Below are 9,927 nucleotides of genomic sequence, written 5' to 3' on the forward strand. Positions count from 1 at the left end.
ACGGGCACTTTCCAGCAGTGGGCGAATGGTTTCAAATTGTTCGCGACTGACGTCGCTGGGGTAAGCGGTTCTCATTGGGCAAGCATCGCCGGTTTGGGGCTAGATGAAAAGACTTTGAACAGGTTCTCAGAAGGGTCATTGAGACCACCTGGTTGATATCTGGCGGATAAACTCCGCCAATACCGGCGTAGGCGTCTGCTCTACCCGGTGATATTCCGCACCGTCGCTGGTACGGCGTAGCAGCTTGTAATTCACCAACTCACGCCGTAACAGCACATGATCACCAAAGGTTTCGCATTCGCGAATGAACGCGTTCACTTCCGTCTCGTTCATTTTGCGACGTGCTGGAATCCGCGCCCAAATCGGCCACAAACAGGGTTGCTGTTCCGAGAATTTGCTCGGCCAACGTATAAGCCGTCCTTCTTCATCGAAGTGACGCAACAGCCGTTTGCTATCGACCAAAGGCTTGGCTACCTGCGCAGCTGCCCGCAAAGCCGATGCATCAGGTACCAAATCAGGCAGCGTCGGCGCAAGGCTTGCGTCAGCATCGGTCTGGCTGCGTAAGTGCTGGAAATTCTGAAAGCCCACCGAACGCGCCAACATATTCAGCAACTGCAAATGGCTGGGAGGCTGGTTCGTTTCGGCTAGCTGCTGGCTGATTTGCTTACCTAGGGATTTGGCAAGCAACGAGATATCGGGGGCATTAAACGGAAACACAGAACGGCCCATGGTCGAATCCTTGTCTTCGTGCCTGCCGCGCAATCGGGCATGCCATGGTCGCCGTTCTGGCTTGGCACTCGGGTTTCGAGCCAAGCGGTGCAGATTAAGAACTCCGCACCAGATGAGATTTGCCTAGCAGGTTTAGCGTGGTTCGAATGAACCGGCGACGCCTGGGTGAACTGCCGACCAGATTGAAGTGTAAATCAGCAGTAAAGCCTGCCGCAAGCAAGGCGGCTATGCCTTACAATTCCGCCTCTTTTCGCACTGCTACAACAAGGATTCGCAGTCATGCCCGTCAACCTCGTCGCACCCGACCCTGCCTCACTTTACCCTGTACCTGGCATCACCCTTGGTATCGGGTCTGCCGGTATCAAGAAAGCAGGCCGTAAGGATGTGTTGGTAATGCGACTGGCCGACGAGGCACACGTAGCTGGTGTATTCACCAAGAACCGCTTCTGCGCAGCGCCTGTACAGATCTGCCGCGAACATTTGGCTGCAACTACCCCTCGTGCGCTTGTGGTGAACACCGGCAATGCCAACGCCGGTACAGGTCTTGAAGGACGCGAGCGTGCGCTCAAGGTATGTGCTGCACTTGCCGATGCACTGGGGACCCAGCCAGAAAATATCCTGCCGTTTTCAACGGGTGTGATCCTGGAACCGCTGCCGTACGAAAAAATCCTGTCCGCAATTCCAGCCGCGATAGAAAATCTGGCGCCCGCCAACTGGGCGCAGGCAGCAGAAGCCATCATGACCACCGATGTGGTTGCCAAAGCCAGCAGTATGCAGGTCGCGGTGGCGGGTCATACCATCACCATCACCGGTATCGCCAAAGGTGCGGGGATGATCCACCCCAATATGGCAACCATGCTCGGTTACGTGGCTTGCGATGCAAAAGTAGCGCAACCGTTGTTGCAGCAGCTGGTCCAACACGCTGCCGATCGCTCGTTCAACTGCATCACCATTGATGGCGATACTTCGACGAACGACAGCTTCATGTTGATCGCAACGGGTCAGACCGGGGTTGAAATTTCTGACGCAGACAGCGCCGACTACTTGGTATTACGTGACGCCATCACCCGTCTGTCGCAAACCCTGGCGCAGGCCATAGTGCGCGATGGTGAAGGCGCAACCAAGTTCATGACCGTTCAGGTTGAAGGCGGCCGGGATGAAACCGAATGCAAAGCAGTCGGTTACGCTATTGGCCGCTCGCCGCTCGTCAAAACCGCTTTCTTCGCCTCCGACCCCAATCTTGGCCGCATCCTTGCTGCCATTGGCTATGCCGGGATAGACGACCTGGACGTGGACAAGCTCGACCTTTACCTCGACGATGTACTGGTTGCCACCCATGGCAGCCGCAACCCGGCCTACCGCGAAGAAGACGGGCAGCGTGTAATGAACAAAGCCGAGATATTGATCCGTGTTTTACTAAACCGTGGGCAGGTAACCTCAACGGTATGGACGTGTGACTTCAGTTACGACTATGTGAAGATCAATGCCGACTACAGATCATAAATCTATGAAAGAACGCGGTATCGCCCCCTTCATCGTCCTTGGCTTGGGCGGCATGCTTTGCCTGGCCGGTTTGCTGCTGTACGGTACTGAAGCCATCGCAGCCGACATCTGCCTCGATCGCGGCGGCGTGTTTGATTACCTGCGCGGTATCTGCCGCGAAAATGTCACCAGCCTGCCAGTACCACCGCTTAGCCAGCGCAACCCTGGTGTGCTGTTGTGCTGGGCCGCCGGCACATTGTTGGTTGCGGCCAGTACCGCAATGCTGACGCTAGGTAGAAAGGAAAAGCGTAATGCTGAATCTTGAGGGGCTGCTTACCCGGTTCGAACATCTGCTGCCGCCGCCACATGCCGAACTCAATTGGTCAGCCCCTGCATTTCGTTGGCGTAAGAAGATCGCCTTGGGGACCAGCGTCGGTTGGCTGGAAGCTATCCACCATCCACACAAAATCCTGCTGGCCGATCTACAGAACGTGGAACCGCAAAAAGCCGAGATCACCCGTAACACACGGCAATTTGTGCAAGGCAAGCTTGCCAATAATGTGTTGTTGACCGGCGCACGCGGTACCGGCAAATCGTCGCTGGTAAAGGCTGTATTGCAGGAATATGCTGGCCAGGGCTTACGTTTGGTGGAAGTCGACAAGGATGACCTGTGCGATCTTGCCGATATCGTCGCCCTGCTTGCACCCCGGCCAGAACGCTTTATCGTGTTCTGCGACGACCTTAGTTTCGAGGAGGGTGAAGGCGGCTATAAAGCGCTCAAGTCTGTACTGGACGGCAGCGTGGCTGGAACCAGCAGCAATATCCTTATCTACGCTACCTCGAACCGCCGCCACCTCTTACCCGAGTATTTCGACGAGAACCTGAAAACCCGCCATGTCGATGGTGAAATCCACCCTGCCGATGCTGTAGAGGAAAAAATCAGCCTGTCGGAGCGTTTTGGCCTATGGCTAAGCTTTTACCCATTCAGCCAGGATGAATACCTGGCTGCAGCCCGCCATTGGTTGACTGAGTTTGGCATTAAGCAATGGGATGAAAACACAGAAAGAGCTGCACTGAACTGGGCTCTGGGTCGAGGGTCCCGTTCCGGCCGGGTGGCATGGCAGTTCGCACGGGATTGGGCTGGGCGGCAAGCGTAATAAAGCTTGCCCACCCATTCGATAATTCAGATACCTGCCTCAGCAATCAACTTGGCAAGGGTCCCATCCTTTTCCATTAATTGCAGACCGCGATTAAAGGCTTCCAGTTTCTTTTCTTTGTCGGGGGCGCTTTTTGACAAGACGACATATAGCTGAGGGGCCTCAATAGCTGGTCCCATCCAAACAAGCTTTCCCATCAGGTAGCCAATCTTGAGGTCTATCAGATACTGAGCCACGCCCTTGTCTATCAGCACCAGGTCAAGCCGCTTAGCGCCAAGTTTTCTGAGGTTGGTCTCGTCATCTACGGCATCTACCGTGTTCAACTTTGCTTCATCAAATGCTGGTGGATTGGCGTAACCTCGTACCGTTCCAATAGTGTACGGTTTTAGATCTGACAGGTTTTTGTATCTAATTGGACTATCCACTCGCTTAAAAAAACCAATCTGATTCGGTGCAATTGGGTTTGAGTAAATAAACCATTGCTCTCGCTCAACTGAATGCCAAATTGCAACGATGCCATCGACACGACCTTCAGTGCCTTCTCGAAGTGCACGGGCCCAGGGCAATATGGTTACATTGATATTGTAGCCACCCCGCTTGAAGGCTTCAGTCGCAATAGCGGTAATGATCCCGCCATTTGGCAGATTAGCCGTCGTATAGGGTGGGTATTCGGTTGTCACAAACTGCAGCAACTCCTCAGCTTGTGCATTTTGAGAAAATGCCACGTTACCCAGCATGGCTCCTATGAAGATTAAGTTGCAGAACAGGCGCTTAAACATGAGAGGCTCCCTATACAAGTAGGGGGTACGTGTTGTCTAGTTATAAACCACGGTTGCATGCACTTTCAGCAACATCTTTGCACTCGGAAACCGTATTTCGACTATGCCTACAAGCCAACTGTCTGGTATCAACCTGTATGTGTTAAATCTCGATCATCTATAAGAGAATACCAAGGCCGCCGATCCGACTATTAACGGCGTTGTTTGGGTTCACTGACACCGATACTGACTCATTCGGCACGGTTTACTGCAAATACTTCCCCATGATCTTTTTCAACGTGCCATTAGCTGTAATTGCTGCCAGCCCGGCGTTGAATATCTCTGTTGTCTGGTCCACATCTGCCACTTTGCGTGAAAAGGCAACATACAATGGCATGACCTCAATGGCGGGCTCGATCCAGACCAACTTCTCAGTCTGTTCAGGCATCTTTTCTGCAATCAAATACTGGGCCATACCCTTGTCGATCAACACCAGATCAAGACGACCACGCACCAGCAATTGCAGATTCGCTTCATCATCCCACGCGGCTTCCGTACGAAGCTTTGCCGCTTTGAAAGATTCTGGATTTGCATATCCATGAACTATCCCAACCAATGGGCGTTGCACAGTCAGAGAAGCCAGTGACCCAGCCAGCTCAACACGATCATGCCGTCTAAAGAATCCAATCCGATTTGCAGTCACCGGCATTGAATACTTCAACCATTCGGTGCGTGCCGCGGTGTACCAGATGCCCGATATCCCATCTACCCGACCCAACCTGACTTCTTCCAAAGCCCGAGCCCAAGGAAGAAAGGTAAACTTCACACTGATCCCCTGTTGAGCAAAGGCGGCAGAAATAATCTGGTTTACCAGCCCATTACCTGGCAGGCTTTGTCCCATATAGGGCGGATACTCGGTCGTCGTCAGCGTTACCAAAGACTTTGCTGCTACCGGTTTAAGTTGAACAGCAAATACACAAAGCGCCAATATGCAGTTGCGCAATGCTCTCATCCCCGGCTCTCCAGTGAGAACAACAGCAAAGTACTGGGCCATTTGAATACACTGGCCATTCAGACAAAAAATCAACTCAAGATTAGTACAAAAATCAATGAACTATCTGTCTCTCCCTCGCCAAATCATCTTGAACTACATTGTGTGGCTCGCATGAACACCACCAAGATCACCCACGTTGCAGCTGGTATTCTTATCAAGCCGGACGGCCAGTTTCTGCTCGGTTCCCGCCCCGAGGGCAAGCCTTACGCAGGCTGGTGGGAATTCCCCGGCGGCAAGCTGGAAGCAGGTGAGACTGCGCTGGAAGCACTCAAGCGCGAGTTGAATGAAGAAATGGGCATTACTGTCCAAGCTGCACACCCTTGGCTGGTACAGAAATTCAGCTATCCCCACGCGACCGTACGTCTCAATTTCTTCAAGGTCACAGACTGGCTTGGCGAACCACAACCGCATGAAGGGCAGGCGTTTGCCTGGCAGATACCCGGGGCGCTTACTGTCGACCCTGTGCTGCCGGCAAATACACCGATTCTGCGTGGCTTGCAGCTACCCGCATTGCTGGCATTCTCCAACGTCGCGGAATTAGGTGCGGATGCCTGGCTGACCAAGCTGCAAACCCGGTTGCAAGCCGGCCTGAAATGGTTGGTGCTACGCGAACCGCAACTCGACACCCTGGCCTATGCTGAACTCGCGCAGCAGGTGTTGGACCAGACTGCCGCCTACAACTGCAAGGTACTGCTGCATGGTGCAGTAAATCTGGCACGCGAATTGGGCGCGGCAGGCGTACATTTGCCATCGCGCCAGCTATTGCAGGCCACTGAACGACCAGATGGATGGTGCGGCGCTTCGGTACATAACGTAACCGAGCTAGCCAAAGCTGCCGAGTTGGGGCTCGATTATGCCGTGCTGGGCACCATCAAACCAAGCCAGAGCCATCCGGATGGCCAGCCTATTGGTTGGAATGGTTTCAGTGAACTGGTCGGCCAGGGCTGGCCCTTCCCTGTCTACGGTATTGGCGGCCTTGCCGAAGCCGATATCGTCCACGCCCAGGCTGCCGGCGCCCAAGGCGTGGCTGCTCTACGTGCGCCCTGGCAGTGAAGCCCGCCTGGAAATTCGGTATCGCAATCTGCGGACTGGTAAGCTTGTTGGCGCTGGGTTATGTCTTACGCCCCGTCGAACCCGTGCCGACGATGCAATATGTCTGTAACGACCTGACCAAACCCTGCGCTATCCAGATTAATGGCCAGCCATTCGTGCTGCATGCCGAAAGAACACCCTCTGCGCTCAAACCTTTTCGCCTGGTATTACGCGGCCCTGGCAACCCAGATGTAAATGTACGCTTTGGCATGCGGGGCATGGAGATGGGGCCTATCGCCTTTCCTTTGCACAAACTGGCCGATAACAGTATGTCAGCCGATATTGTCCTGCCCTATTGTGTACAGCGCAGGCATGACTGGTGGTTACAACTTGAGGCAGGTGATGAGCACGTCGAGATAGCGTTTTCTGCAGCTACGTAATGGGGCGAACTTAATAAAGATATGTCCTTTTGAACTGAATCAATACGGACTGGTCACCTGGGAGTGCCGCCTATTTGCTTTATAATCCGGCGCTTCCGCAACACCATGGTCATGCCGTCCGATGAAAACCACCCTGTTTGCCCTTGCCGCCGCCTTTTCACTCAATGCGGCCGCGACGCTGTCGATTCCACCCGCTCCCGACCTGACAGCCAGCGCCTATTTCCTGCTTGACGTCAACAGTGGCGTCCCCCTGGCGGTGAAGAACCCCGATGCGCGCATCGAACCCGCTTCGCTGACCAAATTGATGACCGCCTACCTGACTTTCAAGGCGATCCAGGAGGGCCGGCTCAAGCCGGAGCAGCAATTCACCGTATCGGAGAAAGGTTGGAAAACCGAGGGTTCCCGCATGTTCCTCGACCCCAAGAAACCCGTTTCGGTCAACGACATGATCAAAGGCATGATCGTGCAAAGCGGCAACGACGCCTGTGTGACGCTGGCCGAAGCCATTGCTGGTAGCGAAGATACCTTCGCCGGCATCATGAACCAGCAGGCGGCCAAACTGAACATGAAGAACACCCACTTCATGAATGCCACGGGTTTACCGCACGCGCAGCACTACACCACAGCGCGTGACCTGGCCATCCTGGCCACTGCCATCATTCGCGACTACCCACAGTACTATTCCATCTACTCGATGAAGGAATTCCGGTACAACAACATTACCCAGCCAAACCGCAACCAGTTGCTTTACCGGGACCCACAGGTCGATGGCATGAAGACCGGCCACACCAACAGTGCCGGTTACTGCCTCGTGGCAAGCAAAAAGGCTGATGACCGCCGCGTACTCAGCGTGTTGCTTGGCACCAATTCAGACAAAGTGCGTACCGACGAAAGCGCCCAGTTGCTTGGCTATGGCATACAGTTCTTCGATAGTCCGCGCCTTTACGCAGCACGCACACCGGTTACCAAAGCCCGGGTATTCAAAGGCGAAGCCGACAGCGTGGCCGTGGGGTTTGATCGCGACCAATACCTGACCGTGGGCAAAGGTTCAGCCAGCAAAGTGCAACAAAGCATTACCTTGCAGCCCAAGCTGATTGCACCGATCAAAGCGGGTCAGATCATCGGTACCATCAAGCTCAGCCTGGATGGCAAGCCGCTGGGTGAATTACCGCTGAAAGCGCTGGCGGCAGTACCCGAAGCAGGGTTCTTCGGGCGCATGGTGGATAGCGCAAAGCTTTGGTTCAACTGATACGCTGCCGCTCCTACTTGAAGCCTGTTTACTATCTGCCGAGCCAAAAGCGGCACGGGACCTAAGCTTCACATCAAGGTCGCACAATTAAAAACCTGCTCAAGGATTGTAAACAGGCCCCCTAAACCACGAGGCACCAATGCTTTACTTGAACGGCCAGTTCGTCCGCATTGAAGACGCCAAGATATCCGCCCTGGACAGAGGGTGTCTATTTGGCGATGGTGTTTACGAAGTCATCCCTGTCTATTCACGCCAGCCATTTCGGCTTGCCGAGCATATTCGCCGCCTGGAAGCGAGCTTGGCTGCGATAGGTCTGTCCAATCCGCATCACGCGGAGGAATGGATGGCACTCATCGCCCAGGTGATCAGCCTGCAGGACTACGAAGATCAGTCGATCTACCTGCATGTTACTCGTGGGGCTACGGGCGAACGCGACTTCCCGTTCCCAGCGAATACAACGCCGACTGTGCTGATCAACCCCACGCCGCTGGTCGTACCCAGCGCAGAGGTCAAAGCTACAGGTGTACGGGCAATCAGCCATGCCGACTTTCGCTGGCTACGCTGTGATATCAAGTCGCTGAACCTCTTACCCGCCGTGTTGTTACGCCAGGCTGCCAAGCAAGCGGGTTGCGCCGAGTGTGTGATGTTCCGCAACGGCATGCTCACTGAGGGCGCTGCCAGTAATATCTTCGTAGTGAAGAATGGCATCATCGCCACTCCCCCCAAGGACCATCTGATCCTGCCCGGCATCACTTACGATGTGGTGATCGAGCTCGCGCAGCAGCACCAGTTGCCGCTGGAAGCACGCCGTATCAGCGAAGCAGAAGTACGCAGTGCCGATGAGTTGTGGATGACAAGCTCCACCAAGGAAGTGCTAGGGATTATCGAACTTGATGGCAAACCGGTCGGCAACGGCTGTGTCGGTCCGCTGGCGCGACAGATGGATAGCTACTACTACGAATTCAAACAGTCCATTATGCGTAAGCCCACATCATGCTGATCCGACTCGCTACTGACGCCGACGCCACCCGCTGGCACACACTGCGGCTGGAAGCCCTGCAGACCAACCCGGAAGCCTTCGGCAGCAGCTATGAAGAAGAACGCGACATGTCGCCAGCCACGCTGGCCGCGCGGTTCAATGATCCACTCAACTGCATCTGGGTGGCAGAAGAAACCGACCAATTGTTGGGCACTGCCACGGCCCGACGTGAGGCATTTGTAAAATCGGCCCATCGCACCAACCTTTATGCCATGTATGTCACCCCCAAGGCGCGTCATCGCGGGTTGGGGCGGCAGCTGGCCCAGGCTGCTATTACCAGCGCCCGGAACAATCTTGGCGCGGACTGGCTTCAGCTCTCGGTCAATTGCGATAACCTCGCCGCCTGCCAGCTCTACATACAGCTGGGATTTGTGAACATGGGCTTTCGGCCAGACAGCTTGCGCATAGACAACCAATCATTTGACGAATACCACATGGCGCTCGATTTACGAGCGACGCCGGAGGCTCAAGCATGAGCGAAAAAGAATCCATTATCGAATTTCCATCCCGTTTCCCCATCAAGGTTATGGGCCCACGCCACGATGATTTCTCGCAGACAATTTTTGAACTGGTCCGTGTGCACGCACCAGACCTGACCGCCGAAGACATCGAGCTGCGCGCCAGTTCGGGCGGAAATTACATCTCGCTGACCGTCACGGTAACCGCCATCTCGCAAGCACAACTCGATGCCATCTACCGTGCGGTGACCGGACATCCGATGGTGAAATACGTACTGTGAAACGCGCCCTGTTCATATGCACGCAGAACCGTCTACGCAGCCCGACTGCTGAGCAGGTTTTTGCCAGTTGGCCAAATGTCGAGACCGATTCTGCAGGCTTGGGAAATGACGCAAACGTTTTAGAAGCTGTCTTGAAAACCAAATTGCGAGAAAATCAAGCCCTCAGCATTACTTGTGACTACCCTTGGCTTATCCAACCGATCTGACCGAGCAACACTGAAACCGCATTGCTCACCATTTTCACCCCA

At 54.5% G+C, this 9,927-nt stretch carries 12 protein-coding genes; 9 read left to right on the top strand and 3 right to left on the bottom strand.

The genetic code is table 11. The features are described 5' to 3' along the window. Positions 1-135: 135 nt before the first annotated feature. The gene (locus ACUHMQ_RS19135) at positions 136-729 is read right to left on the bottom strand and encodes a DUF2087 domain-containing protein (protein WP_445297056.1); all 594 of its coding nucleotides are present in this window, start codon (positions 727-729) and stop codon (positions 136-138) included. A gap of 279 nt (positions 730-1,008) precedes the next feature. Here ACUHMQ_RS19135 and argJ point away from each other — a divergent pair, with 279 nt between their 5' ends. The 3 genes from argJ to ACUHMQ_RS19150 are packed head-to-tail and all read left to right on the top strand — an operon-like array spanning position 1,009 to position 3,368. Then, positions 1,009-2,232: a bifunctional glutamate N-acetyltransferase/amino-acid acetyltransferase ArgJ gene (gene argJ / locus ACUHMQ_RS19140; protein WP_445297057.1), complete on the top strand. Its 1,224-nt coding sequence runs from the start codon at positions 1,009-1,011 to the stop codon at positions 2,230-2,232. Positions 2,233-2,236: 4 nt separating this feature from the next. Beyond that, positions 2,237-2,536, top strand: a complete 300-nt coding sequence (locus ACUHMQ_RS19145) for a hypothetical protein (RefSeq protein ID WP_445297058.1) — start codon at positions 2,237-2,239, stop codon at positions 2,534-2,536. Further along, complete coding sequence (locus tag ACUHMQ_RS19150; RefSeq protein WP_445297059.1) at positions 2,523-3,368, top strand: ATP-binding protein; 846 nt, start codon at positions 2,523-2,525, stop codon at positions 3,366-3,368. Before ACUHMQ_RS19145 ends, ACUHMQ_RS19150 begins: the two co-directional genes overlap by 14 nt. Before the next feature lie 26 nt (positions 3,369-3,394). On the opposite strand, the gene ACUHMQ_RS19155 is transcribed toward ACUHMQ_RS19150, so the two are convergent. Continuing rightward, a complete protein-coding gene (locus tag ACUHMQ_RS19155) occupies positions 3,395-4,147 on the bottom strand; it encodes a substrate-binding periplasmic protein (RefSeq protein WP_445297060.1) in 753 nt (250 codons plus the stop codon). Between the two features lie 244 nt (positions 4,148-4,391). Continuing rightward, entirely contained in the window at positions 4,392-5,138 is a 747-nt protein-coding gene (locus tag ACUHMQ_RS19160) for a substrate-binding periplasmic protein (protein WP_445297061.1), read from the bottom strand. 153 nt (positions 5,139-5,291) lie between these two features. Here ACUHMQ_RS19160 and ACUHMQ_RS19165 point away from each other — a divergent pair, with 153 nt between their 5' ends. The 6 genes from ACUHMQ_RS19165 to ACUHMQ_RS19190 all read left to right on the top strand — a co-directional run bounded on the left by ACUHMQ_RS19165 (position 5,292) and on the right by ACUHMQ_RS19190 (position 9,679). Beyond that, positions 5,292-6,233 (top strand): Nudix family hydrolase, encoded by a 942-nt coding sequence (locus tag ACUHMQ_RS19165; protein WP_445297062.1) that lies wholly within the window; start codon positions 5,292-5,294, stop codon positions 6,231-6,233. Further along, positions 6,230-6,652 (top strand): hypothetical protein, encoded by a 423-nt coding sequence (locus ACUHMQ_RS19170; protein ID WP_445297063.1) that lies wholly within the window; start codon positions 6,230-6,232, stop codon positions 6,650-6,652. Before ACUHMQ_RS19165 ends, ACUHMQ_RS19170 begins: the two co-directional genes overlap by 4 nt. Before the next feature lie 121 nt (positions 6,653-6,773). Further along, positions 6,774-7,901 (top strand): D-alanyl-D-alanine carboxypeptidase family protein, encoded by a 1,128-nt coding sequence (locus ACUHMQ_RS19175; RefSeq protein ID WP_445297064.1) that lies wholly within the window; start codon positions 6,774-6,776, stop codon positions 7,899-7,901. A 139-nt stretch (positions 7,902-8,040) separates the two neighbouring features. Continuing rightward, a complete protein-coding gene (locus ACUHMQ_RS19180; RefSeq protein ID WP_445297065.1) occupies positions 8,041-8,901 on the top strand; it encodes a D-amino acid aminotransferase in 861 nt (286 codons plus the stop codon). Further along, positions 8,895-9,416 carry a GNAT family N-acetyltransferase gene (locus tag ACUHMQ_RS19185; protein ID WP_445297066.1) on the top strand — a complete coding sequence of 174 codons (522 nt, stop codon included), beginning with the start codon at positions 8,895-8,897 and terminating at the stop codon, positions 9,414-9,416. Before ACUHMQ_RS19180 ends, ACUHMQ_RS19185 begins: the two co-directional genes overlap by 7 nt. Continuing rightward, the gene (locus tag ACUHMQ_RS19190; RefSeq protein ID WP_445297067.1) at positions 9,413-9,679 is read left to right on the top strand and encodes a YbeD family protein; all 267 of its coding nucleotides are present in this window, start codon (positions 9,413-9,415) and stop codon (positions 9,677-9,679) included. The genes ACUHMQ_RS19185 and ACUHMQ_RS19190 overlap by 4 nt, the downstream gene beginning before the upstream one ends. Positions 9,680-9,927: the final 248 nt, after the last annotated feature.

This window comes from Chitinimonas violaceus (genome assembly GCF_052601015.1).